Here is a 26,318-nt window from a genome sequence, read left to right on the forward strand (position 1 = left end):
TGACCGGTACTGGGCGAACGCGGCATCGCTTCGCGATCTGCCCGGCTCCGCTCGCCTCCGGCCTCGCTCCACCGGCCAGGTCACGCGTTCGCGCGTGCGGTCGAGGCCACTTCGAGATAGGCCCCAGACCGCCGTTCGACCATCCCGCGCTCTAGTCACTTAGGGTCGTTTTCCTGGGGTTGCCGTGTCCGGGGTTCATCCCGGCGGGCATCATCGTTAACCAGGAACCCACGTGCGACCTTGGGGTATTGGGGGGCGGAGATGCTGGCGGTCTCGGGGAGCAGACGGCAGCGGGCGGCGCGCGACCGGATGGCCGCGGCGGCGCGGGAGTACGCCGATCTGGGGTGGCCCTGCTATCCCGGAGCCCACCCCCCGGCGGGCGGCGACCGGGCGTGTTCGTGCGACCGGATCGGCTGTCCCGACCCGGGCGCGCATCCGGTGTCGGCCGCCTGGGCGCACCAGGCGAGCGTCGACGCGGGCGCGATCAAACGCTGGTGGGACGAGCGGCCGCAGGCCAACATCATCCTCCCGACGGGCCGGGTGTTCGACGTGTTCGACGTACCGGCCGCGGCCGGGACCATCGCCCTCGACCGGATCGAACGGGACGACATCCCCGTCGGTCCGGTCGCGTCTTTCGGGGGCGAACGGCACCTGTTCTTCGTCGCCACGCGCGGCGCGCCCGTCGACGAGGACGAGTGGTGGTCCTGCCAGCTCGACTGCTCCCCGGAGGACGTCGCGGAGACGCCGGGGATGCGGTGGCACTGCCGCGACAGCTACGTCGTCGCGCCGCCGTCCGTCCTGCCGAACGGCCGCGAGGCGGCCTGGCTGCGTCCGCCGTCCCGCGGCCCGCTGCCCGACCCGCTGCGCCTCCTGGAGGTCCTCTCGGACGCCTGTGAGGACGCTGTTTCATAGTCCCCGCCCACTTCGCTCGCCTGGCGGCTCGCTACGTGACCGGGTCTGGGCGAACGCGGCATCGCTTCGCGATCTGCCCGGGTGCGGCTCGCCTCCGGCTTCGCCGCACCCGGGCAGGTCACGCGTTCGCGCGTGGCCGAGGCGACAGGCCCTGGCCGCTCATGCGGCTCACCGCGGTCCCCGCGGCTCGCGCGGGGACCGCGGCGACCCTCAGCGGGGCGCCTTGATGGGGGCCTTGCGGCCCCAGCCGCTGTAGGAGCCGCGCTGCATCTGGTTGCGGCCCTTCTCGGGCCCGGCGCGCACCCAGAACTTCACGGGACGGTAGGCGGCGTCGAGCTTGACGGCGAACTCGATCTGCTGCGCGCCCGTCGCCTGTGACATCTGCGCGTACAGCGGGCCCACGCCGGGCGCCTGCGCCAGCTTCGCGGCGGGCGCCTCGCCCTCATAGACCGCTCCAGACTTGCCGAGCTTCGTCGCCGACCGCAGCAGCGCCGTCAGGTTCGCGACCGAGCCGCCCTGGCGCACCTGGTCGCCGGCGGCCGGGTAGCCGCGGCCGCCGAGCGGCGACTGCCGCCACTTCTTGCCGGCGCGGACGTACAGCCGGTCCTGGACGATGACGGCGCGGACCGGCTTGCGGGCGGCGCCCGTCCCGGCCAGCGTCAGGGTGTAGGACGGCGTCCCGCCCTGCACCAGCCCGATCGTCCCCTGGCCGCTGACGGGGAAGCCGCAGCAGCCGGTCTGGCGGTAGCTGAACGCGGCACCGGGCGTCCTGGCGACGGCCTGGTCGATGCGGGCGACGAGCGGCGCGGGGTCGACACCGCCGACGGGCAGCGTCGGCTGCGGGCTGCTGCTCTGCGCGGGCGTCGGCTCGGGCGGCTCCTTGTCACCGCCCAGCGCGCCGCCCTTGAGCAGGACCGCCGCGCCCGCCCCGGCGGCGACGAGCACGACGGCGACGGCGGCGACCACCCAGCGCGTCCGGGACCGGCGGCCGCCCTCCGGGCCGGCGACGACCGGGCTGCGGCCGCTGCTGCGGGACGGCCTCGGCTTCGGCCTCGGCGGCTCGGGCTGCTGCGCGGCCTGCGCGGCGAGCTCGGTGAGGCGGCCGCGGCCCTGCGCCTCCCAGGACGGCCCGTAGGCGGAGACGGCCGCGTCCTCCAGCGCGCCGAGGAAGTCGGCGGCGGACTTCGGGCGCTTCTCCGGGTCCTTCGCCAGACCCTGGTGGATCAGGTCGCGCAGCGGCCCCGGGACCTCCTCGGCGGGGATCGGCGCCTCGCGGTGCTGCCGCGCCATGTTGCGGCCCGCGTACGGGGACCGCCCGGTGAGGCACTCGTAGAAGATCGCGGTGGCGGCGTACAGGTCGGTGGCGACCGTGGCGGGCGCGCCGTCCCACAGCTCGGGCGCCGCGTAGGGCGGGCCGTGCTGCGCCTCGGTGCCCTCGGGCGCCGTCGCGAAGTCGGTGAGCCGGGCGTTGCCCTCGGCGTCGACCAGGACGTTCGCCGGCCGCATGGAGCCGTGGACGATGTCGTGGTCGTGCGCCGCGGCGAGGCCGAGGAGCGTCCCGCCCAGCATCGACAGGGCGGCGAGCGGGCCGCTCGGGCCCTGCGCGGCGAGCATCCGCCGCAGGCTCACGCCCTCGACGTGCTGCGTCACGATCGCGGCGCCGTCGGCGGCCTCCACGAAGTCGTACAGGTCGACCACGTTGGGGTCTTCCAGCTGGGACAGGTCCCGTGCCGCCACGCGGTAGCGCGCGAGAAACGCCTCGTCGGCGCCGAGCGCCGTGTCGAGGTATTTGATCGCGACCCGCGTGCCGGTCATGTCGTCGACCGCCAGCACCACCCGGCCCGAGGCTCCGCCGCCCAGTTCGCGTTCATGGGTGAAGCCCGGCACCGTCCAGCCGTTGACCACGGTGAAAGCCATCCCTCCGATGTCGTACTTGGTGGAATATCGGCCCATACGCCACCGGGTCAAGGCAAGTCGCCGAACTGCAACTGAGAGACTGCAACCGTGACTGACTTCGATCGCTCCCGGCAGTTGTTCGACCGTTCCGCCGCCGTTGTCCCAGGTGGCGTCAACTCCCCGGTGCGGGCCTTCGGTGCCGTTGGCGGAACGCCCCGTTTCATGGCGTCCGGGCGTGGTCCGTACCTTACCGACGCCGACGGCAACACCTATGTCGATCTGGTGTGTTCGTGGGGACCGATGATCCTCGGGCACGCGCATCCGGCCGTCGTGGAGGCCGTGCGGGACGCCGCCGGACGCGGCACGTCCTACGGCGCGCCGACCCAGGGCGAGGTGGAACTCGCCGAGGAGATCGTGTCCCGGACGCCGGCGGCGAAGGTCCGCCTGGTCAACTCCGGGACCGAGGCGACGATGTCGGCGATCCGGCTGGCCCGCGGGTTCACCGGCCGCACCAAGATCATGAAGTTCGCCGGCTGCTACCACGGGCACGTGGACTCGCTGCTCGCCGCGGCGGGCTCCGGCGTCGCCACGTTCGGGCTCCCCGACACGCCGGGCGTGACCGGCGCGACCACCGCCGACACGCTGATCCTCCCCTACAACGACGTCACGGCCGTGGAGACGGCCTTCCACGACCACGGCAACGACATCGCCTGCGTGATCACCGAGGCGGTGCCGTGCAACATGGGCGTGGTCCCCCCGCTGGCCGGGTTCAACGCGCTGCTCAAGCGGCTGTGCGAGCGGTACGGCGCGCTGCTGGTGATCGACGAGGTGCTCACCGGCTTCCGGGCGTCGCGGTCCGGGTGGTTCGGGATCGAGGGGGTGGCGGGCGACCTGATGACCTTCGGCAAGGTGATGGGCGGCGGGCTGCCCGCCGCCGCGTTCGGCGGGCGCGCCGACGTCATGGACCACCTCGCCCCCGCCGGGCCCGTCTACCAGGCCGGGACCCTGTCGGGGAATCCGCTGGCCACCGCCGCCGGGCTCGCCACCCTGAACGCCGCCACGGACGAGGTGTACGCCGCGATCGACCGCTCGGCGCAGATCGTGTCGAAGGCCGCCTCCGAGGCGCTGGAGCGCGAGGGCGTCCCGCACTCGCTGCAGAACGCGGGCAACCTGTTCTCGATCTTCTTCACCGACGGCGCGGTGGGCGACTTCGCCGCGGCGCAGCGGCAGGACCCCAAGGCCTACGCGGCCTTCTTCCACGCCGCGCTGGAGCGCGGCGTCTACCTGCCGCCCTCGGCGTACGAGGTGTGGTTCCTGTCGGCCGCGCACGACGACGAGGCTCTGGGACGCGTCCTGGAGGCCCTCCCGCACGCCGCCCGCGCCGCCGCCCGAGCGGCGGCGGCCTAGAACGGCGGCGTCCTAGAACGGCAGGGCGCGGAACGCCTTCAAGGCGGCGACGACCGATTCGGGGTGCGGTGCGTGCAGGGGAGCGCGCACCGCGGGGTCGTCGATCAGCCCCTCGTCGGCCAGGCACGCCTTGAGGACGGCAGGGGACGGCTCGCCGAACAGGGCCTCCGTCATCGGCAGCAAGGCGTTGTGGAACGTCAGCCCCCGCGCCGCGTTCCCCTCCCGCGCGGCTCGCGCCATGGCGGCGTAGGCGGCGGGGGCGAGGCACGCGCACGCGGCGACGCCGCCCGCGGCGCCGAGCTGGAGCATGGGATAGATGTAGGCGTCGTCCCCGGACAGGATCGCCTTGCCGGGGTTGGACCTCAGCAGGGCGAGGGTGTCCTGGTCGATGGCGCCCGCGCAGTGCTTCATGCCGGCGACGCAGTCGAGCGCGAGGATCGCCAGGAGCGCGTCGGCGGACAGGGGCCTCGCCGTCCGGTAGGGCACGTTGTACGGGATCAGCGGGACGTCCACGGCCGCGCCGACGGCGGCGAAGTGGTCGACGACGCCCTCTTCCGACGGACGCAGGTAGTACGGGACGACGACGAGCAGCGCGTCGGCGAGCGGGGCGCGTTCGCGGGCCTGGCGGATCGAGTCCTCGGTGCCCATCGTCCCGGCGCCCACCGTCAGCGGCGTCCCGTGCTCGATCGAGACGGCCCGGCACACCTCCAGGACCGTCCGCTGCTCGGCGGCGCTCAGCAGCGGGGCCTCGCCGGTGGTGCCGAGCGCGACCAGGCCGTCCGCGCCGTTCTCCAGGCAGTGGCGGGCGAGGCGTTCGAGGGACTTGGCGTCCACCTCGACGGAGCCGGTGAAGGGCGTGACGAGCGCCGCGTGGATTCCGTGCATGCATCTCACCTCGTGGGGGCGGCTGGCGCGGCGGGTGCCGGCTCTACGGGAAGGCCTCGGACGCGGGAGCGCGGCCGGACGCTGCCGGCGGCGACCCCCGCGATGATCAGTGCGGCGCCGGCGAGCCGGACCGCGTCCACGTGCTCGCCGAGCAGCAGGGCCGCCGAGACGAGCCCGAACGGCGGGACGAGCAGCGAGTACATGGCGACCGTGCCGACCTCGTACCGGCGGATCAGCCAGGCCCATCCGCCGAAGCAGAACAGCGTGGCGACGTAGGCGATGAACGCCAGCGAGGCCGCCCCGGCGAGCGTGAGGTGGCGCGCCGCCTCCGGCACGGCCCCGGGCCCCTCGAAGATCAGCGACAGGGCGAGCAGGGGGAGCGGCGGCACGAGCGACATCCACACCATGAACGCGAACCCGTCGACCGGCTCCTCGGTGGAGCGGCTCATCGCCCGCATCGCGACGTTCGCCAGCCCCCAGGCGGCCGCGCCGCCGAGGCAGACCAGGAACGCCGCCACCGGGCTTCCGCCCTCGCCCTGCGCGACGCCGAGCAGCGTGATCCCGGCGAACGCGACGACCATCCCGGCGATCTGGCGGCTCCCGACGCGTTCGCCGAGCAGCAGGCCGGCGAACAGCGCGGTGAAGACCGCCTGCACCTGGAGCACGACCGACGCCAGGCCGGCGGGCATGCCCATGCTCATGCCGATGAACAGCAGGCCGAACTGCCCCACGCCGAGCGGGACGCCGACCAGGACGAGCCAGCGCGCGGCGACCGGAGGGCGGCGGACGAGGAAGACCGCGGGCACCGCAGCGGCCGTGAACCGCAGCGCGGCCATCAGCAGCGGCGGGAAGTCGTCCAGGGCCACCTTGATCGGCACGAAGTTGAAGCCCCACAGCGCGGCGATCAGGGTGGCCAGCAGGACGTGGCGCGATGTCATGCCTCGATCGTGAGGAAACAGTCGCTTTAGGACAAGCGAGAACTTCTTGACACCTCGTTTTAGTATTGCTTCATGCTTGATCTGGAACGGCTGCGCGCCCTGCATTCGGTCGCGACGTACGGCTCGGTCAGCGCCGCCGCGGACGTCCTGCACGTCACCACGTCCGCCGTGTCCCAGCAGCTCGCGAAGCTGGAGCGCGAGACGGGGCAGAAGCTCCTGGAGCGCAACGGCCGCGGCGTCCGCCTCACCGACGCCGCCGAGCTGCTCGTCGCGCACGCCGAGCGGATCCTGTCGCTCGTCGAGCAGGCGCAGGCCGACCTGGAGGCGCACCGCGGCTCCGTCGTCGGCCAGCTCACCGTCGCCTCGTTCCCGACCGCGATCCGCGGGCTGATGCCCGCCGCGCTGCGCTCCCTGCGCGCCGACCACCCCGACCTGCGCGTCCTGCTCCGCGAGGAGGACCCCATGCGCAGCATGCCGCTCGTGCTGCGCGGAGACTTCGACATGGCCGTCGTCCAGGACTGGAACAACGAGCCGCTCCCGCTGACCGAGGGCCTGCACAAGGGCGTCATCTGCGAGGACGTCGCGGACGTGGCGCTGCCCGCGGGCCACGACCTGGCCGGACGCGACACGATCGACCTCAAGGAGCTCGCCGGGGACCCGTGGATCAGCTCCTCGTCCGACAGCATCTGCTGCGACTGGCTGCTGCGCACGCTGCGCGCCATCGACAGCGAACCCAGGATCGACCACCAGGCCTACGAGTTCGCCACCCAGCTCTCGCTGGTCGCCGCCGGGCTCGGCAACATCATCCTGCCCCGCCTCGGCCGCTGCGACGTCCCGCCGGGTGTCGCGATCGTCCCGCTCTCGGCCCCTCTGTCGCGCCGTGTCTACGCCGTCTGGCGCGAGGAGGCGGCCCGCCGCCCCGCGATCCGCGCGGCCGTGACGGCCCTGCGCGCCGCCATCCCGGCCGGTGGCGGGGAGGAGGCGGCGACGCGGGTAATCTGACGACGCCATGACTGACACGACGATCGTTCACCTCCTGCGGCACGGCGAGGTGCACAACCCCGAGGGCGTCCTCTACGGGCGGCTGCCCGGTTACCGCCTCAGCGAGGACGGCGTCCTCATGGCGAAGGCCGCCTCCCGGTGGTTCGCCGACAGGGACGTCACCGCGCTGTTCTCCTCGCCGATGCAGCGGGCGCTGGAGACGGCCGCGCCGCTGGCCGACTCCCTCGGCCTGCCCGTCACCGTGGACGACCGCCTGATCGAGGCCGGCAACCACTTCGAGGGGCTCACGTTCGGGGTGGGGACCGGCTCGCTGCGCCGCCCCGAGCACTGGCGCCACCTCGTCAATCCGTTCCGGCCGTCCTGGGGCGAGCCGTACAAGCTGCTCGCCGCCCGGATGCGCGCCGTCGTCATCCGGGCCCGGGAGACGGCGCGCGGCCACGAGGCCGTCTGCGTCAGCCACCAGCTGCCGATCTGGATCCTGCGGCTGCACGCCGAGCGCCGCCGGCTCTGGCACCACCCGGCGCGCCGGGAGTGCTCGCTCGCCAGCCTCACGAGCCTGACGTTCGAGGGCAGCCGGCTGGTCGAGGTCGCCTACTGCGAGCCCGCCGCCGGGATCGCGCAGGGCCCCAGTGTCGCGGGCGCCTGACCGCACCGCTAAGTTTGTACTACATCCTGTAGTACTCCGCGCCTGGACCGAACGCACCGTCGTACCGAGGAGGGGCACGTGAACCCCCGCCGCATCGCGCCTTCGCGCGCGCCTTTCCGCGCCGCGGCCGCCGTCGCGCTCTGCGGCCTGCTCGCGGGCTGCGCCGGCACCGGCGCCGCCGACGGCGGGCCCGACGGCGGCGACAACCGCTTCATCTCCGGCGACGGCAACGTGACCGAGTACAAGGCGGCGCAGCGCAAGAGCCTCGCGGACGTCACCGGGGAGCGCCTCGACGGCGGGTCCGTCAAGCTGGCCGACCTCAGGGGCAAGGTCGTCGTCGTCAACTTCTGGGCGTCGTGGTGCGCGCCCTGCCGGGGCGAGGCGCCGTCCCTCCAGCACGTCTACGACGGGAAGAAGGCGCAGGGGGTGGAGTTCCTCGGCGTCAACTTCAAGGACTCCAAGCCCAACGCGCAGGCGTTCGAGCGCAAGTTCAAGGTCACCTACCCCAGCCTCTTCGACGCCGACGGCCGCGTCACGCTGGCGTTCCGGGAGGTCCCGCCGAGCGCGATCCCGAGCACGCTCGTCCTGGACCGGCAGGGCCGCGTCGCCGCCCGCATCATCGGCGCGACCACGTACACCAAGCTGGACCCCCTGGTCGGCAAGGTCCTCGCGGAGAAGTGAGCTCCCTCGGCGAGACGGTCGTGAGCGGGTCGTTGGTGGCGGCGGCGCCGCTGGCGGCCCTCGCCGGGCTCGTCTCGTTCGCCTCGCCGTGCGTGCTGCCGCTCGTGCCGGGCTACCTGTCCTACGTCACGGGCATGACCGGCGCCGACCTCGCCGAGCAGCGGCGGGGGCGGCTGCTCGCCGGGGTCCTGCTGTTCGTCGGCGGCTTCAGCGTCGTCTTCGTCAGCTACGGCGCGGTCTTCGGCGGGCTCGGCCGGTGGCTGCTGGAGTACCAGGACACGATCACCCGCGTCCTCGGCGTCATCACGATCGTGTTCGGCCTCGCGTTCATGGGCCTGGTCCCCGGGCTCCAGCGGACGGTCAAGTCGGGGCGCCTCCCGGCGGCCGGGCTCGCCGGGGCGCCGCTCCTCGGCGTCCTGTTCGGACTGGGCTGGACGCCGTGCATCGGGCCGACCCTCGGCGCGGTGCAGGGCCTGGCGATCACCGAGGCCAGCGCCGGGCGGGGCGCGCTGCTGTCGCTGGCGTACTGCGCGGGACTCGGGCTGCCGTTCGTGGCCACCGCGATCGCCTACCGTAGGGCACTCGGCGCGTTCGGCGCCGTGAAGCGCCACTACCCCCTGGTCATGCGGATCGGCGGGGGGATGCTCGTCCTCATCGGGGTGCTGCTCGTGAGCGGCCTGTGGGGTGACCTGACGATCGAGCTGAGGTCGTGGATCAGCGGCTTCGAACCGGTGATTTGAGATGACTGACACCAACACCGACCACGCCGGCACGGACCACACCGAGGACCGCGCCGAGGGCGAGACCGGCACCGAGGCGCCCGCCGCGCGGCAGGCGCCGGCGGAGGTGCCGCGCCCCTCCGGCATCGGCCCGTTCGGCTGGCTGCGGTGGGGCTGGCGGCAGCTCACCACCATGCGGACCGCGCTGATCCTGCTGTTCCTGGTGGCGCTCGGCGCGGTGCCGGGTTCGATCCTGCCGCAGCGGGGCCAGGCGCCCGAGAAGGTCGCCGCCTATCTGGACAAGCACGAGACGCTCGGGCCCTGGCTCGACCGGTTCTCCATGTTCGACGTGTTCGCGGCCCCCTGGTTCGCGGCCATCTACCTGCTGCTGTTCGTCTCGCTCGCCGGCTGCGTCATCCCGCGCGCCGGCAAGCACTACAGGTCGATGCGGGCGCGCCCTCCGGCGGCCCCCCGCAACCTCGCGAGGCTGCCCCAGTCGGCGACGTACGAGACCGACGCCTCCCCGGAGGACGTCATCGCCGAGGCCCGCACGGCGCTGCGCTCCCGCCGCTTCCGCGTGGACGTGGCCGGCGGGGCGGCGTCCGCCGAGAAGGGCTACCTGGGCGAGACGGGCAACCTGCTCTTCCACCTCGCGCTGCTGGCGCTGCTGTTCGCGCTCGGCCTCGGCAACCTGTTCGGCTACCGGGGCAACGTCCTGCTGACCGAGGGCAAGTCGTTCGCCAACTCGCTCGGGCTCTACGACCAGTTCCAGCCCGGCCGCGCGTTCAGCGGCGGCGAGCTCGCCCCCTTCACGATCACGCTGGACGACTTCAAGGCCGAGTACGAGGCCAAGGGCGCCAAGCGGGGCCAGGCCACCGCGTTCAACGCCAAGATCCACTACCGGTCGAGCCCGGACGCCCGGGCCAAGCCCTACGACCTGCGGATCAACCATCCGCTCAAGGTCGGCGGCGCGAAGGTGTACCTGCTGGGGCACGGGTACGCGCCGGTGTTCACCGTCCGGGACGCCAAGGGGAACGTCGCCTTCCAGGACTCGGTGCCGTTCCTGGAGATGGAGCCGCGGAACCTGACGTCCGAGGGCGTCATCAAGGTCCCCGACGCCGAACCCGACCAGCTCGCCTTCTACGCCATCCTGTGGCCGACCGCGGTGGCGAGCGAGGACGGCAAGCAGATCGTCTCGGCGTTCCCCGCGCCGCTGCGCCCGGTCGTCACGATCACCGCCTTCAAGGGCGACCTCGGCCTGGACTCCGGCAGCCCCCAGTCGGTCTACAAGCTGGAGGGCATCGGCCGGACGATCCAGCCGATCAAGGGCGGCCAGAAGCTGCTGGAGCCCGGGGAGTCCTTCAAGCTGCCCGGCGACGCCGGCACGGTCACCTTCGACGGGCTCAAGGAGTGGACGAGCCTGTCGGTCAACCGCGACCCCGGGCGCATCCCCGCGCTGATCGCCGCCGTCCTCGCGGTGCTCGGCGTGGCGACCTCGTTCATGGTCCGCCGGCGCAGGGTGTGGGTCCGTGCGAGCGCCGGAGAGGGCGGGCGTACGGTGGTGGAGGTCGGCGGTCTCACGCTGGGGAACCCGACCTCGGAGTTCGACGACATCGTGACCGCGCTGCGCGGTCCGCAGGACGGGCCCGCATCCGAGCCCGGCGAGACCCCCTCCGCCGACGGCCCCTCGGGTGCGGCGACCGAATCGAAGGAGTGACGAGGTGAGCAACGCCGACCTCGCGAACCTGAGCGACAAGCTCATGCTGACCACCGTCGTGATGTACATCATCGCGCTGGTGGCCTACGCCGCCGACATGGGCTTCGGCCGCCGCCGCGCGGTGGAGGCCGTCCCGGCCAGGAGCGGGGCGAAGGTGCTGGTGGGCGCCGCCGGGGCCGAGGCCGACACCTCGGACACGGCCGGTGCGGCGGGCTCCGCCGGGGCCGCGGACGAGGGGTCCGAGCGTTCCCGGGTCGACTGGATCCGGCTCGCCGTCCTGCTGAACGTGCTCGGCTGGGGCGCGCAGCTCGGGGTGCTCATCACCCGCGGGCTCGCCGCGAACCGGTGGCCGTGGGGGAACATGTACGAGTTCCTCACCGCCATCTCGTTCGCCGCCGTCACCGCGTTCATGGTCGTCATGTTCCGCTACAAGGCGCGGTTCCTCGGCGCCTTCGTCATGGCCGCCGCGGTCGTCGCCCTCGGCGTCGCCAACATCTGGCTGTACGACTCGGTGGGCCCGGTCAGCCCGGCGCTGAACTCCTACTGGATCGCCATCCACGTGACCGCCGCGATCATCGCGACCGGCGCGTTCACCGTCGCGGGCGCCGCGACGATCCTGTACCTGCTGAAGGAGCGGGCCGAGTCGCGCGGCGGCGTCGCGGCGGGCGGCGTGCTGTCGCGCGTCCCGTCGGTGGAGGCCCTGGACCGCCTCTCGATGCGGGTCACGATGTTCGCCTTCCCGATCTGGACGGCCGCGATCATCATGGGCGCCATCTGGGCCGACCAGGCGTGGGGCCGCTACTGGGGCTGGGACCCCAAGGAGATCTGGTCCTTCGTCACCTGGATCATCTACGCCGCCTACCTGCACGCCCGCGCCACCGCCGGGTGGAAGGGCCGCAAGGCCGCGATCCTCTCGCTGGTCGCGTTCGCGGCGCTGCTGTTCAACTTCTTCGGCGTGAACTACATGTTCTCCGGCCTGCACTCTTACGCCTGACGCGCGGCGCGCCGCCGCGCGTCGCGTGACTCCATGGGATGACGGAGAGTCGGCTTCCGGCTTACCCTTCCTCAGGGACCCGGTCTGGCGGCGGACGCCGCTCGGCACCCCCGCGGGTCCGGCTGACAGAGGAGCCCGATGCGCTTCAAAGGCGTCCACCGCAAGCCCCGGGAGACGTTCCGCGGCGGGCGGTTCCGCGCGGACGCGGCCGGCGACGAAATCCCCTACGCGCCGTCCCCGCCCGACTCGGGGCAGGTGCGGCCGCGCAGCAACCAGCCGCGCGACCGGTTCGGCCGGTTCCGCAAGGCGGGCCGCGACGACGACTACGCGTTCGGGCCCGAACGCCCGGAGACCGGCCCCGTCGACACGGCGGGCGGCCTGCGCGGGATGACGGGCCGGCTCGGGCGGCGGGGGCTCGGCCGGCCGCGCGCGGGCGACTACTCCTGGAGCGACTTCGAGCTGGAGGACGACCGGCCGCGCGTGGAGCCCCACCCGCCGGGCACGCCGCACGCCGCCGACGGCCGCCGCGACTGCGGCGTGCTGGAGGCCGTCCTGCACCGGCAGTGGGACGTCCGGGAGGGGCCGCCGCCGGACGCCGTGATCGGGGCCGTGGAGAGCCTGGCGTCGCTGCCGGAGCCGCTGAAGGAGAAGCTGGCGGGCGGTCTCGACGGCATCTACGTCGGCCCCGGCGGCGTCCCCCAGCTCGACGACATGGGCCACCTGCGCGACCGGCCGCTGCCGTCGGGCCGCGCCACCTGGGACATCTGCGCCGGCGCCTACGGCGACCGCAAGATCGTCGTGGGGGACCGGCCGTCCCCGACGCCGGACGTGATGCTGCACGAGGTCGGGCACGCGCTCGACGACATCGACGGCGGCGACGGCGAGTGGACCTCCGACAGCCCCGCCTTCCGGCAGCTCTACGAGGAGTGCCTGCCGTACCTGGCGAGCGAGTTCCACAAGCAGCCGAACGCGCTCGGACGCCGCGAGTTCTTCGCCGACGCGTTCGCCGCGATCTCTTCCCGGCAACGCCCGGCCCTGGTGGATATGCTCGCCGGCAACATCCGCACGGCCCTCGAGGTCATGCTCTTCTTCAACCGCAGGTACGGGATCTAGGACACCGAAGTGACAGGCCGCGCGACGACAGACGGCGAAGGTGATCGACGATGTACGTGATCCGGCTTCCCGACGGCACGCTCCGGGTCCCCCACAGCGTCCTCGCCGACGGCGGCGAGCCCGGGCCCGAGGCGAGCGAGGGACGGATCATCGCCGACGCCTACGTCGAGATCGGCCCGGACGATCCCGACTACGACCGGTTGCTGGGCGAGTCGCTCACCGAGGAGGAGCTGGCGGAGCGGCGGCGCCGCTGGCGGGACGAGGACGCGGACCTGCTCCGCCGTTTCGAGGAATGGAAGGCGGGCGGCGCCGAAGACTGATTGCCGAATGGTGAGCGGGGGGCGGGGCGGGGAGCGCCCCGGCCGCCCGGCGAGGACTGCCTTCGGCCGAAGACTGTTTCGGCGGGCGGTCCGGGCGGCTCAGGACCGGGGCGGGTGGCCCAGGTCAGTGGGCCGAGTGCTCGGCGACGGGCTCCTCGCCGCGCAGCAGCGCGTGCACCTCGGACTCGCGGAAGCGCCGGTGGCCTCCCGGAGTGCGGATGCTGCTGATCCGGCCCGCGGCGGCCCACCGGGTGACCGTCTTCGGGTCGACCCGGAAGAGGGCGGCGACCTCTCCTGGAGTCAGCAGGCGCTCGCTCGTGCTTTCCACGTTTTCTCTCCCCCTTTGTCCCGCCTTCGGCGCGGGTGGACTGTTTAACAGTGTGGCGGGTCAAGACCGATTTCTCCCTTGTTTTCGGAAAAGATCACCGACCGTAGTGCCCCGAACAGCGGCGATCACGGACGGTGATTCCGGCATGGGTCACAGTGATCACCCTGACCCCCGCTGACCTGCCATGTCACGCCGCCGAGGCCCCGCCGGCCACCCCGGAGAAGTAGTCTCCGGGCATGTCCGACCTCGTATCGCTGCCGGAGATCGAACGGGCCGCCGAGCGCATCGCGGGCGTCGCCGTCCGGACGCCGCTCGTCCCGTTCTCCCGTGACCCCGCCCCGTCCGCCTCCGGCGCGCCCGCGCTGCTGGTGAAGGCCGAGTCGCTGCAGCCGGTCGGCGCCTTCAAGCTGCGCGGCGCCTACGCCGCCATCTCCTCCCTCGACCCGGAGGAGCGTGAGCGCGGCGTCGTCACGCACTCCAGCGGCAACCACGCGCAGGCCGTCGCCTACGCGGCCCGCGCGCTCGGCACCAGGGCCGTGCTGGTCATGCCGCACACCACCCCGGGCGTGAAGGTCGACGCGTGCATCGCGCTCGGCGCCGAGGTCGTCTACGTCGAGCCGACCTCCCGGGCCCGCGCCGAGACCGCGGGCAAGCTCGCCGCCGCGCACGGCTTCACCCTGGTCCCGCCCTACGACGACGCGCGGATCATCGCCGGCCAGGGCACCGTCGGGCTGGAGATCGTCCAGGACCGCCCGGACGTGGACGTGGTGCTCGTCCCGGTCGGCGGCGGCGGCCTGATCTCCGGCGTGTCCGCCGCGGTCAGGGCGCTGCGCCCGGAGGCGAGGATCGTCGGCGTCGAGCCGGAGCTCGCCGCGGACGCCCGTGACTCGATGGCGGCGGGGCGTCCGGTCGAGTGGGCGGCGGAGGAGACCGGCCGCACCGTCGCCGACGCGCTGCGCGTCCAGCGGGTCGGCGACCTGCCGTACGCGCACATGCGCGCCCACGTGGACGGCGTCGTCACGGTCACCGAGGACGAGATCCGGCAGGCGATGCGCCGCCTCGCCCGCGAGGCCCGCCTTGTCGCCGAGCCGGCGGGCGCCGTCGCCACCGCCGCCTTCCTCCACCACCGCGCGGAGCTTCCCGAGGGCCGCACCTTCGTGTCGGTCCTGTCCGGCGGCAACGTCGACCCGGCCCTGTTCCTGGACGTGCTGGGCCCACCCCGGGGGGAGAACGGTCAGGACCGGGGATAACCTCGAAGGGCCATGCGTTCCGTCATCCTCTACACCCTGGCCCGGGCCGCGATCTTCGCGGTCACCGCGGGGGTGCTCGCGCTGTTCGGGGCCCGCGGGTTCCTGCTCCTGCTGCTGGCGCTGCTGATCAGCGGCGTCGTCAGCTACGTCCTGCTGTCCGCGCAGCGCGACCGGATGTCCGCCGTCGTCACGCGGGGCGTGCGCTCGCAGCGCGAGAAGTTCGAGAAGTCGGTCGCCAAGGAGGACGCCCCGCGCGGCCGCGCGGAGTGACCGAGTGCGGCCGCGCGGAGTGACCGAGCGGGGCCGCGCGGAATGACCGTCGCGGAGTGCCCCCCGCCCCCGCGTGCAGGGCCTTGCGCGGCCTAGGCTGGGGTCATGACCCGCGCTTCACTCGACAAGCAGCCCGCCGACGTGGCGGCGATGTTCGACGGCACCGCCGAGCGGTACGACCTGATGAACTCGCTGATGACCGGCGGCCAGGACCGGCGGTGGCGGCGGGAGGTCGTCCGGGCGCTGGAGGCGCGGCCGGGTGAGCGCGTCCTCGACCTCGCGGCCGGCACGGGGACCTCGTCCGTCCCGTTCGCCGAGGCCGGGGCCGACACGGTCGCATGCGACTTCTCGCTGGGCATGCTGCGCGTCGGGGTGCGCCGCCAGGCGAACGTCACGGGCCTGCGGTTCGTGGCCGGCGACGCGCTGCGGCTGCCCTTCGCGGACGGCTCCTTCGACGCCGTCACGATCTCCTTCGGGCTCCGCAACGTCGCCGACACCGGGCTGGCGCTGCGCGAGCTGCGCCGGGTCGCCAGGCCCGGCGGGCGGCTGGTGATCTGCGAGGTGAGCCACCCCCCGAACGCGCTGCTGGCGTTTGGCCACAAGGCGCACCTGCGCTACGGGCTGCCGCTGCTGGCGCGGGTCAGCTCCAATCCCGACTCCTACCGCTACCTCGCCGAGTCGACGCTCGCCTGGCCCGACCAGGCGGGGCTGGCGAGGCTCATCCAGGACGCGGGATGGGGCGAGGTGCGCTGGCGCGACCTCACGTTCGGCGTGGTGGCCCTGCACCATGCCGTCAACCCGTCCGTCAAGCCTGCTTGACAGACCGCGGCCGGTGGTTCGGACCGGTCCAAACTTGGACCGGCCCAGAAGTACCCACCAGTCGTGATAAAGGAATAGACTCCCCACCGGATCCTTGTGAAGTACTTCACAAGCGAACGAGCGAAGAGGACCATCGTGACCGACTCCACCCGACACGCGGATGTCATCGTCGTCGGGGCGGGCCCCGCCGGATCGTCGACCGCCTATTGGCTCGCGCAGGCCGGCCTGGACGTCTTCCTGCTGGAGAAGGCCACCTTCCCGCGCGACAAGATCTGCGGCGACGGCCTCACCCCGCGGGCCGTCCGGGCGCTCATCGGCATGGGCGTCGACATCAACGACCCCGGCTGGGGACGCAACAAGGGCCTGCGCATCTACGGCGGCGGCGTCAAGGTCGAGCTGCCCTGGCCCGAGCTCGCGTCCTTCCCCGACTTCGGCCTCGTCCGCAAGCGCACCGACCTCGACCAGCTCCTCGCCGAGCACGCCGCCAAGGCCGGCGCCCAGCTCCTGCAGGGCTGCAACGTGACGGGCCCGATCGTCGACGAGCGCACCGACCGCATCACCGGCGTCACCGCCGAGTACGAGGGCGAGGAGCTGGAGTTCCACGCGCCCCTGGTCGTCGCCGCCGACGGCAACTCGACCCGCCTGTCGCTCGCCATGGGGCTGCGGCGCCGCGAGGACCGGCCGATGGGCGTCGCGGTCCGCCGCTACTTCCAGACCCCCCGCCACGACGACGACTACATGGAGGCGTGGCTGGAGCTGTGGGACGGCCAGCGCCTCCTGCCCGGCTACGGCTGGGTGTTCGGCGTCGGCGACGGCACCTCCAACGTCGGCCTCGGCCTGCTCAACACCAGCAAGGCGTTCCAGAGCGTCGACTACCGCGGCATGCTCAAGAGCTGGTGCGCGCAGATGCCGGAGGACTGGCAGTTCGACGAGGAGCACGCGACCTCCAAGATCCGCGGCGCGGCGCTGCCGATGGGCTTCAACCGGCAGCCGCACTACACCCGCGGGATGCTGCTCGTCGGCGACGCCGGCGGCATGATCAACCCGTTCAACGGCGAGGGCATCGACTACGCCCTGGAGTCCGGCCGGCTGGCCGCCGACATCATGGTCCAGGCGCTCGCCCGCCGCACCCCCGCGCAGCGCGAGCGGACCCTCTACGAGTACCCGCGCATCCTCAAGGACGACCACGGCGGCTACTTCACCCTCGCCCGCGTGTTCGTCCAGGCGATCGGCGACCCGCGGGTCATGAAGTTCCTGACCGCGCACGGCCTGCCGCACCCGACGCTGATGCGCTTCACGCTGAAGCTCCTCGCGAACCTCACCGACCCCAAGGGAGGGGACGCGATGGACCGCGTCATCAACGCGATGCAGAAGGTGGCGCCGGCGGCATGAACGCGCGCGTGGAATTCAGGCTTCCGCAGGTGAGCGGACTAAAGTGCAGTACCCGACCCCCTGAGGGGAGCGCTATTGATCACCTTGGCTAGGGTGGCGGGTCGCAGGCGGCCCGTCCCGTACAACGTCGTACGTCCCGAGGAGAGGCTGTAGAGATATGGATCTCTATATTCCGATCATCGTGCTGGGGGTGCTCGCCTTCGCCTTCGCCGCCGGCTCGGTGGCGATGGCCGCGCTCACGGGGCCCAAGCGCTGGAACCGCGCCCGCCTGGACGCCTACGAGTGCGGTATCGAGCCGACCCCGCAGCCGGTCGGCGGCGGGCGCTTCCCGATCAAGTACTACCTGACGGCGATGCTGTTCATCGTCTTCGACATTGAGATCATCTTCCTTTACCCCTGGGCGGTCGCGTTCGACCGGATGGGGCTCTTCGGCCTTGTCGAGATGGTTCTTTTCATCGTCACCGTCCTCGTGGCGTACGCCTACATCTGGCGGCGCGGCGGTCTGGAGTGGGACTGACATGGGTCTAGAGGAGAAACTCCCCAGCGGCTTCCTGCTGACCACGGTCGAGCAGGTCGCGGGGTGGGCGCGCAGCAGCTCGATGTGGCCGGCGACGTTCGGCCTCGCGTGCTGCGCGATCGAGATGATGGCGACGGGCGACCCCCGGCACGACTTCTCCCGGTGGGGGATGGAGCGCGCCTCGGCGACGCCGCGCCAGGCCGACCTGATGATCGTCGCGGGCCGGGTGAGCCAGAAGATGGCGCCGGTGCTGCGGCAGATCTACGACCAGATGACCGAGCCGAAGTGGGTCATCGCGATGGGCGTGTGCGCCTCGTCCGGCGGCATGTTCAACAACTACGCGATCGTGCAGGGCGTGGACCACATCGTCCCGGTGGACATCTACCTGCCCGGCTGCCCGCCGCGGCCGGAGATGCTGCTGGACGCGATCCTCAAGCTGCACGACAAGGTCCAGAACACCAAGCTCGGGCCGCAGCGCGCCAAGCAGATCGCCGAGCTGGAAGAGGCCAAGCGCCGCCGGCTGCCGCTGCTGGGACAGGGGGCCTGACGTGAGTTCGCAGAACCCTGAGCAGCGGGCCGAGCAGGGCGCCGACAAGCTCCCCGCGCAGACCGAGGAGGAGCGCCGCGAGCAGCCGGTCGCCCGCAAGGGCATGTTCGGCGCGCGGACCACCGGCGACACCTCCGGCTACGGCGGGCTCGTCATCCGGCAGAGCCCGAAGGTGTCCGCGCAGCGCCCCTACGGCGGGCCCGGCGGCGCCGCCGAGGCCGGCGAGTTCGACGAGGTCGCCGACGAGCTGGAGCGCGCCTACCCCCACTTCGGCGACGCCGTCGAGCGGGTCGTCGTCGACCGCGGTGAGATCACGTTCTTCGTGCGGCGCGAGCACCTCCTGGAGGTCGCGCGCACCATGCGGGACGAGCCGTCCCTGCGCTTCGAGATGTGCTCGGGCGTGTCGGGCGTGCACTACCCGAAGGACGAGGGCGCCGAGCTGCACTCGGTCGTGCACCTGCTGTCGATCACGCACAACCGGCGCGTCCGGCTGGAAGTGACCTGCCCGGACGCCGACCCGCACGTCCCGTCGCTGGTGCCGGTCTACCCGACGAGCGACTGGCACGAGCGGGAGACCTACGACTTCTTCGGGATCGTCTACGACGGCCACCCGGCGCTCACGCGCATCGAGATGCCCGACGACTGGGTCGGCCATCCGCAGCGCAAGGACTACCCCCTCGGCGGTATTCCCGTCGAGTACCGCGGAGCGGAGATCCCCCCGCCCGACGAGCGGAGGTCGTACGTATGAGTTCCACGAAGTACACCGAGTACGACGCCTACGCCGCGGAAGAGGCGGCCGAGGGCAAGGTCTTCGACGTCAACGGGCAGGACTGGGACCAGGTCGTCGCCGGTGCGGAGGACCTCGGCGACGAGCGGCTCGTCGTCAACATGGGCCCGCAGCACCCGTCCACGCACGGGGTGCTCCGGCTCATCCTGACGCTCGACGGTGAGACGGTGAACGAGGCCCGGGTGGGCATCGGCTACCTGCACACCGGCATCGAGAAGAACATGGAGTTCCGCACCTGGACGCAGGGCACCACGTTCTGCACCCGGATGGACTACCTCGCGCCGATCTTCAACGAGACGGCGTACTGCCTGAGCGTGGAGAAGCTGCTCGGCATCACCGAGCAGGTCCCGGAGCGGGCCCAGATCATCCGCGTGATGATGATGGAGCTGAACCGGATCTCCTCGCACCTGGTCGCGATCGCCACGTTCGGCCTGGAGCTCGGCGCGACGACGGTGATGCTGAACGGCTTCGTCGAGCGCGAGTACACCCTCGACCTGTTCGAGGAGATCACCGGCCTGCGGATGAACATGGCCTACGTCCGCCCGGGCGGGGTCGCGCAGGACCTGCCGAGCGGCGCGACCAGCAAGATCCGCGACTACCTGGACCGGATGCCGAAGCGGATCCAGGCGATGCGCAAGCTGATGGACTCCAACCCGGTCTACCTGGCGCGCACCCAGAACATCGCGTACCTGGACCTGACCGGCTGCATGGCGCTCGGCATCACCGGCCCGGTGCTGCGCTCGACCGGCCTGCCGTGGGACCTGCGCAAGTCGCAGCCCTACTGCGGCTACGAGACCTACGACTTCGAGGTCGCGACGCAGGACACCTGCGACGTCTACGGCCGCTACCTCGTCCGGATGGACGAGATGGAGGAGTCGCTGAAGATCGTCGAGCAGTGCCTGGACCGGCTCCAGTCGGTCAAGGGCCCGGTGATGATCGAGGACAAGAAGATCGGCTGGCCGGCGCAGCTGGCGATCGGCGCGGACGGCATGGGCAACTCGCCCCGGCACATCGCGCACATCATGGGCACCTCGATGGAGGCCCTCATCCATCACTTCAAGCTGGTGACGGAGGGCTTCCGGGTGCCCGCCGGGCAGGCGTACGCGCCCATCGAGTCGCCGCGCGGCGAGCTCGGCGCCCACGTGGTCAGCGACGGCGGAACCCGCCCGTACCGCGTCCACTTCCGCGAGCCGTCCTTCGTCAACCTTCAGGCAGCCCCGGCGATGGCGGAGGGCGGCATGGTCGCCGATGTCATCGCCGCCGTGGCCAGCATCGACCCGGTCATGGGGGGAGTGGACCGATGACATACGGACCTGAGGTCCGCGAACGGCTGGAGCGCGACGCCAAGGAGATCATCGGCCGGTACCCCCGGCCGCGCTCGGCGCTGCTGCCGATGCTGCACCTGGTGCAGTCGGTGGAGGGACACGTCACCGAGGACGGGATCGAGTTCTGCGCGGAGCAGCTCGGCATCACCCCGGCGCAGGTGACGGGAGTCGCGACCTTCTACACGCAGTACAAGCACGCGCCGGTCGGCGAGTACCACGTCGGCGTGTGCATCAACACGCTGTGCGCGGTCATGGGCGGCGACCAGATCTGGACCGAGCTGAGCGAGCACGCCGGGGTCGGGCACGACGAGGCCACCCCGGACGGCAAGGTCAGCCTGGAGCGGATCGAGTGCAACGCGGCCTGCGACTTCGCGCCGGTGATGATGGTCAACTGGGAGTTCTTCGACAACATGACTCCCGAGAAGGCCAAGCAGCTGGTCGACGACCTGCGCTCTGGTAAGCAAGTGCTTCCTTCGCGCGGGCCGGAGAGCCTGGCCACCTGGAAGGAGGCGTCCCGCGTGCTCGCCGGGTTCCCGGACGGGCGCGCCGGCGAGGGCGTCCAGGCCGGGCCGGAGTCGCTGCGCGGCCTGAAGCTGGCGCAGGAGCGCGGCTGGGAGGCGCCCCGCACGGACGTCGACCGCGAGCGTCCGCAGGAGCCGGTGAAGGCCGAGGAGATGGGCTCGCCCCCGCAGGAGCCGGGCAAGCCGGTCGGCGGAGAGGCCAAGCCGGGATCGCAGGAGGGGCGGAACAAGTGACCACGCTGACCCCCATCCTCACCAAGAACTGGGACCGGGCCGACTCGTTCACCCGGGCGGGCTACGAGCGCGACGGCGGCTACGAGGCGCTGCGCGCGGCGTTCCGCATGGAGCCGGACGAGATCGTCCAGGCGGTCAAGGACTCCGGCCTGCGCGGCCGCGGCGGCGCGGGCTTCCCCACCGGGATGAAGTGGGGCTTCCTGCCGCCGAGCAGCCCGAACCCGCGCTACCTCGTCGTCAACGCCGACGAGTCCGAGCCGGGCACGTGCAAGGACATCCCGCTGATGATGGCCAACCCGCACGTGCTCGTCGAGGGCGTGATCATCAGCTCGTACGCGATCAAGTCGAACCTCGCGTTCATCTACGTGCGCGGCGAGGTGCTGCACGTGATCCGCCGCCTGCACCAGGCGGTGGCGGAGGCGTACGAGGCCGGCTACCTCGGCAAGGACATCCTCGGCTCCGGCTACGACCTGGACGTGGTCGTGCACAGCGGCGCCGGGGCCTACATCTGCGGCGAGGAGACGGCGCTGCTGGACTCCCTCGAAGGGTTCCGCGGTCAGCCCAGGCTCAAGCCCCCCTTCCCGGCGGTCGCGGGCCTCTACGGCGGGCCCACCGTCATCAACAACGTCGAGTCGATCTCCTCGGTTCCCTCGATCATCGCCAACGGGCCGGAATGGTTCGCCTCGATGGGCACCGAGAAGTCCCAGGGCTTCGGGATCTTCTCGCTGTCCGGGCACGTCACGCGGCCCGGGCAGTACGAGGCGCCGCTCGGCATCACGCTGCGGGAACTGCTCGACATGGCGGGCGGGATCCGCGAGGGCCACCGGCTGAAGTTCTGGACGCCCGGCGGGTCGTCCACCCCGATCTTCACCGACGAGCACCTGGACGTGCCGCTGGACTTCGAGTCCGTCGGCGCCGCCGGGTCCATGCTCGGTACCCGGGCCCTGCAGATCTTCGACGAGACGACCTGCGTCGTCCGCGCCGTGCTGCGCTGGTCGGAGTTCTACGCGCACGAGTCGTGCGGCAAATGCACGCCGTGCCGCGAGGGCACCTACTGGTACAAGCAGATGCTCAAGCGGCTGGAGGCGGGCCAGGGCTCCGAGGAGGACCTGGAGACCCTGCTGGACCTGTCCGACAACATCCTGGGCCGATCGTTCTGCGCCCTCGGCGACGGCGCCACGAGCCCGGTCGTCTCGTCCATCAAGCTGTTCCGGGACGAGTACCTCCGGCACTTCGAGCTCGGCGCCTGCCCGTTCGACCCGGCCAAGTCGACCCTCTGGGGAGGTGCCAAGTGACCGTCACCGACGACAAGTCGGCGGTGGAGCGGCCGGTGGAGATGGTCTCCTGCACCATCGACGGCTTCGAGATCGAGGTGCCCAAGGGCACGCTGATCATCCGGGCCGCCGAGCTGCTCGGCATCCAGATCCCCCGGTTCTGCGACCACCCGCTGCTGGACCCGGTCGGGGCCTGCCGGCAGTGCCTGGTGGAGATCCCCGACGCAGGCAACGGCCGGGGCATGCCGAAGCCGCAGGCGTCCTGCACCACCGCGGTGATGCCGGGCATGGTGGTCAAGACCCAGCTCACCTCGCCGGTCGCCGACAAGGCGCAGCACGGCGTGATGGAACTGCTGCTGATCAACCACCCGCTGGACTGCCCGATCTGCGACAAGGGCGGCGAGTGCCCGCTGCAGAACCAGGCGATGTCCAACGGCCGCGGCGAGACCCGGTTCGTGGAGGCCAAGCGGACCTTCCCCAAGCCGATCCCGCTGTCCAGCCAGGTGCTGCTCGACCGGGAGCGCTGCATCCAGTGCGCCCGCTGCACCCGGTTCTCCGACCAGATCGCCGGCGACGCGTTCATCGACCTGTTCGAGCGCGGCGCCAAGGAGCAGGTCGGCGCGGCGGACGGCAAGCCGTTCCAGTCCTACTTCTCCGGCAACACCGTGCAGATCTGCCCGGTGGGCGCGCTGACCGGCGCCGCGTACCGGTTCCGGTCCCGCCCGTTCGACCTGGTCTCGCAGCCGAGCGTCTGCGAGCACTGCGCGTCCGGCTGCGCGCTGCGCACCGACCACCGCCGCGGGAAGATCACGCGGCGGCTGGCCGGGGACGACCCGCAGGTCAACGAGGAGTGGAACTGCGACAAGGGCCGCTGGGCGTTCACCTACGGGACGCGGCCCGAGCGGCTCGCCCAGCCGCTCGTCCGGGGCGAGGACGGCGAGCTGGAGCCCGCGTCCTGGCCCGAGGCGCTCACCATCGCGGCGCGCGGCCTCGCGGCGGCGCGCGGCTCGGCCGGCGTCCTGACCGGCGGCCGCGTCACCCTTGAGGACGCCTACGCCTACGCCAAGTTCGCCCGGATCGCGCTCGGCACCAACGACGTCGACTTCCGTGCCCGGCCGCTGTCGGAGGAGGAGTCGCGCTTCCTCGCCTCGTCCGTCGCGGGCCACCCCATCGAGGTGACCTACGCCGACCTGGAGAAGGCGCCGGTCGTCCTGCTCGCCGGGTTCGAGCCCGAGGAGGAGTCGCCGATCGTCTTCCTGCGGCTCCGCAAGGCGTTCCGCAAGAACCGCCTGAAGGTGTTCGCGGCGGCCCCGTTCGCGACGCGCGGGCTGGCGAAGGTCGGCGGCACGCTGCTGCCGACGCTGCCCGGCTCGGAGGCCGAGGTCCTCGGCTCCCTCATCGGGGACGACGCCAAGTCCGACATCCGCACGCTGCTGGAGACGCCCGGCGCCGTCATCCTCGTCGGCGAGCGGCTCGCCACCAGCCCGGGCGCGCTGACCTCGGCGACCCGGGTGGCGCAGGCCACCGGGGCCCGGCTGGCCTGGGTGCCGCGCCGGGCCGGGGAGCGCGGCGCGATCGAGGCCGGGGCGCTGCCCGGGCTGCTGCCGATCGGCCGTCCGGTCACCGACCCGCAGGCCCGCGCCGACGTCGCCCGCGCCTGGGGCGTCGCCGACCTGCCCGCCGGTCCCGGCGAGGACACGGCCGGCATCATCGCGGAGGCGGCCGCGGGGCGGCGCGGCGCGCTGCTCGTCGGCGGCGTCGACCCCTACGACCTGGCCGACCCCGAGGCGATGCTGCGGGCGCTGGAGGCCACCCCGTTCGTGGTGAGCCTGGAGCAGCGGCCGAGCGCGGTCACCGACCGCGCCGACGTCGTCCTGCCGGTCGCGGCGGTCGCGGAGAAGTCCGGGACGTTCGTCGACTGGGAGGGCCGCGGCCGCCCGTTCGACGTCGTGCTCAAGTCCGCCGGGCGGATGTCCGACCTGCGGGTGCTGGACGCGCTGGCCGACGAGATGGACGTCCACCTGGGCCTGCCGGGCCCCGAGGCCGCCCGCCGCGAGATGGCCGGCCTCGGCGCCTACCGCGGCGAGCGCCCGGACGCGCCGGGCGTCGCGCAGGGACTGGCGCCGCACCCCGAGCGGGGCGAGGCCCTCCTGGCGAGCTGGCGGCTGCTGCTCGACCGGGGCCGCCTGCAGGACGGCGAGCCGTTCCTCGCCGGCACCGCCAAGCCCGCCGCCGCCCGGCTGTCGCCCGCGACGGCCGCGGAGATCGGCGCGACCGGCGCGGTGACGGTGTCGGGCCCGCGCGGCGCGGTCACGCTCCCGCTGGAGATCACCCCCGACCTGCCCGACCGGGTGGTGTGGCTGCCGACGAACTCGGCGGGCTGCGCCCTGCACCGGGACGTCGGCGCGGCCGCGGGAGGCGTCGTCAAGATCGCGGGCGCGGTGCCCGCGACCGCGACCGAGAACGCTGGAGGCACCGAATGAGCTCCCTGGCCGCGGCGCCGGCGCCCGACCCGCAGCTGCAGGACTTCGGGTCGGACCCGTGGTGGCTGATCGGCGGCAAGGTCCTCGCCATCTTCGTGTTCCTCGTCGTCACCGTGCTGATGACGATGTGGATCGAGCGGCGCGTCATCGGCCGGATGCAGCTGCGCGTCGGCCCCAACCGCGCCGGGCCCTTCGGCCTGCTGCAGGGCCTCGCCGACGGCGTCAAGCTGGCGCTCAAGGAGGACATCGTCCCCCGCCAGGTCGACAAGATCGTCTTCGTCCTGGCGCCGGTGATGGCGGCGGTGCCCGCGTTCATCTCCTTCGTCATCATCCCGTTCGGCCCGACGGTCTCGATCTTCGGCCACCGGACGGCGCTGCAGGGCACCGACCTTCCGGTCGCGGTGCTGCTCGTCCTCGCGATGTCCTCGATGGCGATCTACGGCATCGTGCTGGCCGGCTGGTCCTCGATGTCGCCGTACTCGCTGCTCGGCGGGCTGCGCTCGTCCGCGCAGATGATCTCCTACGAGATCGCGATGGGCCTGTCGTTCGTGGCCGTGTTCATGTTCGCCGGCTCGATGTCCACCTCGGAGATCGTCGCGGCGCAGCACGACAAGTGGTTCGTGGTGCTGCTCGCGCCGTCGTTCGTCGTCTACGTCATCACGATGATGGGCGAGTCGAACCGCATCCCGTTCGACCTGCCCGAGGGCGAGGGCGAGCTGGTCGGCGGCTTCCACACCGAGTACTCGTCGCTGAAGTTCGCGATGTTCTTCCTCGCGGAGTACATCAACCTCGCGACGCTGTCGGCCCTGGCCACCACCATGTTCCTCGGCGGCTGGCGCGCCCCGGCACCGATCTCCACGGTGTGGGCGGGCGCCAACTCCGGCTGGTGGCCGGTGCTGTGGTTCCTGATCAAGATCTTCCTGTTCATCTTCTTCTTCATCTGGCTGCGCGGCACGCTGCCGCGCGTGCGCTACGACCAGCTGATGAAGCTCGGCTGGAAGGTGCTGATGCCCTTCTCGCTCGGCTGGATCATGCTGGTCGCGACCATCCGCGCGCTGCGCAACGACGGCTACGAGATGCGGCAGCTGTTCATCGCCGCCGCCGTGGTCGCCGCGATCGTGCTGGTCGCCACGGTGATCTGGGAGATGCTCCGCGGCCGCGAGGACGACAAGGAGATCGTCCCGGGGGCGACGCCGGGGCCGCGCACCGACCCGTCGGCGGGCGGGTTCCCGGTGCCGCCGATGGACGCGCCCCACTACCACGGCCGCGCCCGCGAGCCGGTCCGGCCGGCCACGATCGAAACGCCCTCCGAGGAGGTCACCAGTGGGACTCACTGATTTC

General features: G+C 72.3%; 26 protein-coding genes. 22 read left to right on the plus strand and 4 right to left on the minus strand.

The features are described 5' to 3' along the window. Positions 1-261: 261 nt before the first annotated feature. Positions 262-912 carry a bifunctional DNA primase/polymerase gene (locus AB0C84_RS20800; RefSeq protein ID WP_179845803.1) on the plus strand — a complete coding sequence of 217 codons (651 nt, stop codon included), beginning with the start codon at positions 262-264 and terminating at the stop codon, positions 910-912. Between the two features lie 210 nt (positions 913-1,122). Here AB0C84_RS20800 and AB0C84_RS20805 read toward each other — a convergent pair whose 3' ends face one another. After that, positions 1,123-2,829: a serine/threonine-protein kinase gene (locus AB0C84_RS20805; protein ID WP_361068658.1), complete on the minus strand. Its 1,707-nt coding sequence runs from the start codon at positions 2,827-2,829 to the stop codon at positions 1,123-1,125. Between the two features lie 87 nt (positions 2,830-2,916). On the opposite strand from AB0C84_RS20805, the gene hemL reads away from it, so the two are divergent. After that, positions 2,917-4,215, plus strand: coding sequence for a glutamate-1-semialdehyde 2,1-aminomutase (gene hemL / locus AB0C84_RS20810; protein ID WP_361068660.1), 1,299 nt, complete (start codon positions 2,917-2,919; stop codon positions 4,213-4,215). Positions 4,216-4,227: 12 nt separating this feature from the next. On the opposite strand, the gene AB0C84_RS20815 is transcribed toward hemL, so the two are convergent. Further along, positions 4,228-5,100, minus strand: a complete 873-nt coding sequence (locus AB0C84_RS20815; protein WP_361068663.1) for a dihydrodipicolinate synthase family protein — start codon at positions 5,098-5,100, stop codon at positions 4,228-4,230. Positions 5,101-5,105: 5 nt separating this feature from the next. Next, positions 5,106-6,038 carry an EamA family transporter gene (locus AB0C84_RS20820; protein WP_179845807.1) on the minus strand — a complete coding sequence of 311 codons (933 nt, stop codon included), beginning with the start codon at positions 6,036-6,038 and terminating at the stop codon, positions 5,106-5,108. A 72-nt stretch (positions 6,039-6,110) separates the two neighbouring features. On the opposite strand from AB0C84_RS20820, the gene AB0C84_RS20825 reads away from it, so the two are divergent. The 8 genes from AB0C84_RS20825 to AB0C84_RS20860 all read left to right on the plus strand — a co-directional run bounded on the left by AB0C84_RS20825 (position 6,111) and on the right by AB0C84_RS20860 (position 13,230). Then, positions 6,111-7,040, plus strand: a complete 930-nt coding sequence (locus AB0C84_RS20825; protein WP_258944564.1) for a LysR family transcriptional regulator — start codon at positions 6,111-6,113, stop codon at positions 7,038-7,040. Positions 7,041-7,047: 7 nt separating this feature from the next. Next, positions 7,048-7,686, plus strand: coding sequence for a histidine phosphatase family protein (locus tag AB0C84_RS20830; RefSeq protein WP_179845809.1), 639 nt, complete (start codon positions 7,048-7,050; stop codon positions 7,684-7,686). Between the two features lie 78 nt (positions 7,687-7,764). Then, positions 7,765-8,367: a TlpA disulfide reductase family protein gene (locus AB0C84_RS20835; protein WP_312879389.1), complete on the plus strand. Its 603-nt coding sequence runs from the start codon at positions 7,765-7,767 to the stop codon at positions 8,365-8,367. Continuing rightward, positions 8,364-9,107: a cytochrome c biogenesis protein CcdA gene (locus AB0C84_RS20840; RefSeq protein WP_179845810.1), complete on the plus strand. Its 744-nt coding sequence runs from the start codon at positions 8,364-8,366 to the stop codon at positions 9,105-9,107. Before AB0C84_RS20835 ends, AB0C84_RS20840 begins: the two co-directional genes overlap by 4 nt. 1 nt (position 9,108) lies before the next feature. Continuing rightward, positions 9,109-10,803 carry a cytochrome c biogenesis protein ResB gene (locus tag AB0C84_RS20845; protein WP_361068670.1) on the plus strand — a complete coding sequence of 565 codons (1,695 nt, stop codon included), beginning with the start codon at positions 9,109-9,111 and terminating at the stop codon, positions 10,801-10,803. A 4-nt stretch (positions 10,804-10,807) separates the two neighbouring features. Then, the gene (gene ccsB / locus AB0C84_RS20850; RefSeq protein ID WP_361068674.1) at positions 10,808-11,797 is read left to right on the plus strand and encodes a c-type cytochrome biogenesis protein CcsB; all 990 of its coding nucleotides are present in this window, start codon (positions 10,808-10,810) and stop codon (positions 11,795-11,797) included. A gap of 138 nt (positions 11,798-11,935) precedes the next feature. Further along, complete coding sequence (locus tag AB0C84_RS20855; RefSeq protein ID WP_361068677.1) at positions 11,936-12,910, plus strand: hypothetical protein; 975 nt, start codon at positions 11,936-11,938, stop codon at positions 12,908-12,910. 50 nt (positions 12,911-12,960) lie between these two features. Continuing rightward, the gene (locus AB0C84_RS20860) at positions 12,961-13,230 is read left to right on the plus strand and encodes a hypothetical protein (RefSeq protein WP_179845813.1); all 270 of its coding nucleotides are present in this window, start codon (positions 12,961-12,963) and stop codon (positions 13,228-13,230) included. Positions 13,231-13,354: 124 nt separating this feature from the next. On the opposite strand, the gene AB0C84_RS20865 is transcribed toward AB0C84_RS20860, so the two are convergent. Next, positions 13,355-13,558, minus strand: a complete 204-nt coding sequence (locus AB0C84_RS20865) for a BldC family transcriptional regulator (RefSeq protein WP_141580358.1) — start codon at positions 13,556-13,558, stop codon at positions 13,355-13,357. 236 nt (positions 13,559-13,794) lie between these two features. Between AB0C84_RS20865 and AB0C84_RS20870 the strand changes: the two genes are divergently transcribed. From AB0C84_RS20870 to nuoH, 12 genes are all read left to right on the plus strand, one after another. Continuing rightward, entirely contained in the window at positions 13,795-14,808 is a 1,014-nt protein-coding gene (locus AB0C84_RS20870) for a threonine/serine dehydratase (protein ID WP_361068681.1), read from the plus strand. Between the two features lie 12 nt (positions 14,809-14,820). Beyond that, positions 14,821-15,078: a DUF4229 domain-containing protein gene (locus AB0C84_RS20875; protein ID WP_179845814.1), complete on the plus strand. Its 258-nt coding sequence runs from the start codon at positions 14,821-14,823 to the stop codon at positions 15,076-15,078. A gap of 105 nt (positions 15,079-15,183) precedes the next feature. Next, positions 15,184-15,897 (plus strand): demethylmenaquinone methyltransferase, encoded by a 714-nt coding sequence (locus AB0C84_RS20880; RefSeq protein WP_361068685.1) that lies wholly within the window; start codon positions 15,184-15,186, stop codon positions 15,895-15,897. 135 nt (positions 15,898-16,032) lie between these two features. Further along, complete coding sequence (locus tag AB0C84_RS20885) at positions 16,033-17,289, plus strand: geranylgeranyl reductase family protein (RefSeq protein WP_179845816.1); 1,257 nt, start codon at positions 16,033-16,035, stop codon at positions 17,287-17,289. Between the two features lie 157 nt (positions 17,290-17,446). After that, positions 17,447-17,806, plus strand: a complete 360-nt coding sequence (locus AB0C84_RS20890; protein WP_141580369.1) for an NADH-quinone oxidoreductase subunit A — start codon at positions 17,447-17,449, stop codon at positions 17,804-17,806. Position 17,807: 1 nt separating this feature from the next. Next, positions 17,808-18,353: an NADH-quinone oxidoreductase subunit B gene (locus tag AB0C84_RS20895; RefSeq protein WP_185028681.1), complete on the plus strand. Its 546-nt coding sequence runs from the start codon at positions 17,808-17,810 to the stop codon at positions 18,351-18,353. Between the two features lies 1 nt (position 18,354). After that, a complete protein-coding gene (locus AB0C84_RS20900) occupies positions 18,355-19,101 on the plus strand; it encodes an NADH-quinone oxidoreductase subunit C (RefSeq protein ID WP_179845818.1) in 747 nt (248 codons plus the stop codon). After that, positions 19,098-20,444 carry an NADH-quinone oxidoreductase subunit D gene (locus AB0C84_RS20905; RefSeq protein ID WP_361068691.1) on the plus strand — a complete coding sequence of 449 codons (1,347 nt, stop codon included), beginning with the start codon at positions 19,098-19,100 and terminating at the stop codon, positions 20,442-20,444. Before AB0C84_RS20900 ends, AB0C84_RS20905 begins: the two co-directional genes overlap by 4 nt. Next, a complete protein-coding gene (nuoE, locus tag AB0C84_RS20910; RefSeq protein WP_361068694.1) occupies positions 20,441-21,220 on the plus strand; it encodes an NADH-quinone oxidoreductase subunit NuoE in 780 nt (259 codons plus the stop codon). Before AB0C84_RS20905 ends, nuoE begins: the two co-directional genes overlap by 4 nt. After that, positions 21,217-22,515, plus strand: a complete 1,299-nt coding sequence (gene nuoF, locus AB0C84_RS20915) for an NADH-quinone oxidoreductase subunit NuoF (RefSeq protein ID WP_361068697.1) — start codon at positions 21,217-21,219, stop codon at positions 22,513-22,515. The genes nuoE and nuoF overlap by 4 nt, the downstream gene beginning before the upstream one ends. Then, entirely contained in the window at positions 22,512-24,977 is a 2,466-nt protein-coding gene (locus AB0C84_RS20920) for an NADH-quinone oxidoreductase subunit G (protein ID WP_361068701.1), read from the plus strand. Before nuoF ends, AB0C84_RS20920 begins: the two co-directional genes overlap by 4 nt. Continuing rightward, the gene (gene nuoH, locus AB0C84_RS20925; RefSeq protein ID WP_258944551.1) at positions 24,974-26,314 is read left to right on the plus strand and encodes an NADH-quinone oxidoreductase subunit NuoH; all 1,341 of its coding nucleotides are present in this window, start codon (positions 24,974-24,976) and stop codon (positions 26,312-26,314) included. The genes AB0C84_RS20920 and nuoH overlap by 4 nt, the downstream gene beginning before the upstream one ends. The last annotated feature ends 4 nt before the right edge of the window (positions 26,315-26,318 follow it).

This window comes from Actinomadura sp. NPDC048955 (genome assembly GCF_040649435.1).
GTDB classification, from domain to species: Bacteria; Actinomycetota; Actinomycetes; order Streptosporangiales; family Streptosporangiaceae; genus Spirillospora; species Spirillospora luteofluorescens.

Excerpts from the sequence above, each read along its gene's own strand:
- AB0C84_RS20805 (WP_361068658.1), bottom strand. The coding sequence starts at position 2,829 with ATGGCTTTCACCGTGGTCAACGGCTGGACGGTGCCGGGCTTCACCCAT.
- AB0C84_RS20830 (WP_179845809.1), top strand. The coding sequence starts at position 7,048 with ATGACTGACACGACGATCGTTCACCTCCTGCGGCACGGCGAGGTGCAC.
- AB0C84_RS20895 (WP_185028681.1), top strand. The coding sequence starts at position 17,808 with ATGGGTCTAGAGGAGAAACTCCCCAGCGGCTTCCTGCTGACCACGGTC.
- AB0C84_RS20825 (WP_258944564.1), top strand. The coding sequence starts at position 6,111 with ATGCTTGATCTGGAACGGCTGCGCGCCCTGCATTCGGTCGCGACGTAC.
- AB0C84_RS20890 (WP_141580369.1), top strand. The coding sequence starts at position 17,447 with ATGGATCTCTATATTCCGATCATCGTGCTGGGGGTGCTCGCCTTCGCC.
- AB0C84_RS20880 (WP_361068685.1), top strand. The coding sequence starts at position 15,184 with ATGACCCGCGCTTCACTCGACAAGCAGCCCGCCGACGTGGCGGCGATG.
- AB0C84_RS20905 (WP_361068691.1), top strand. The coding sequence starts at position 19,098 with ATGAGTTCCACGAAGTACACCGAGTACGACGCCTACGCCGCGGAAGAG.
- AB0C84_RS20875 (WP_179845814.1), top strand. The coding sequence starts at position 14,821 with ATGCGTTCCGTCATCCTCTACACCCTGGCCCGGGCCGCGATCTTCGCG.
- nuoH (WP_258944551.1), top strand. The coding sequence starts at position 24,974 with ATGAGCTCCCTGGCCGCGGCGCCGGCGCCCGACCCGCAGCTGCAGGAC.
- nuoE (WP_361068694.1), top strand. The coding sequence starts at position 20,441 with ATGACATACGGACCTGAGGTCCGCGAACGGCTGGAGCGCGACGCCAAG.
- AB0C84_RS20815 (WP_361068663.1), bottom strand. The coding sequence starts at position 5,100 with ATGCACGGAATCCACGCGGCGCTCGTCACGCCCTTCACCGGCTCCGTC.
- AB0C84_RS20800 (WP_179845803.1), top strand. The coding sequence starts at position 262 with ATGCTGGCGGTCTCGGGGAGCAGACGGCAGCGGGCGGCGCGCGACCGG.
- AB0C84_RS20860 (WP_179845813.1), top strand. The coding sequence starts at position 12,961 with ATGTACGTGATCCGGCTTCCCGACGGCACGCTCCGGGTCCCCCACAGC.
- AB0C84_RS20845 (WP_361068670.1), top strand. The coding sequence starts at position 9,109 with ATGACTGACACCAACACCGACCACGCCGGCACGGACCACACCGAGGAC.
- AB0C84_RS20820 (WP_179845807.1), bottom strand. The coding sequence starts at position 6,038 with ATGACATCGCGCCACGTCCTGCTGGCCACCCTGATCGCCGCGCTGTGG.
- AB0C84_RS20870 (WP_361068681.1), top strand. The coding sequence starts at position 13,795 with ATGTCCGACCTCGTATCGCTGCCGGAGATCGAACGGGCCGCCGAGCGC.
- AB0C84_RS20855 (WP_361068677.1), top strand. The coding sequence starts at position 11,936 with ATGCGCTTCAAAGGCGTCCACCGCAAGCCCCGGGAGACGTTCCGCGGC.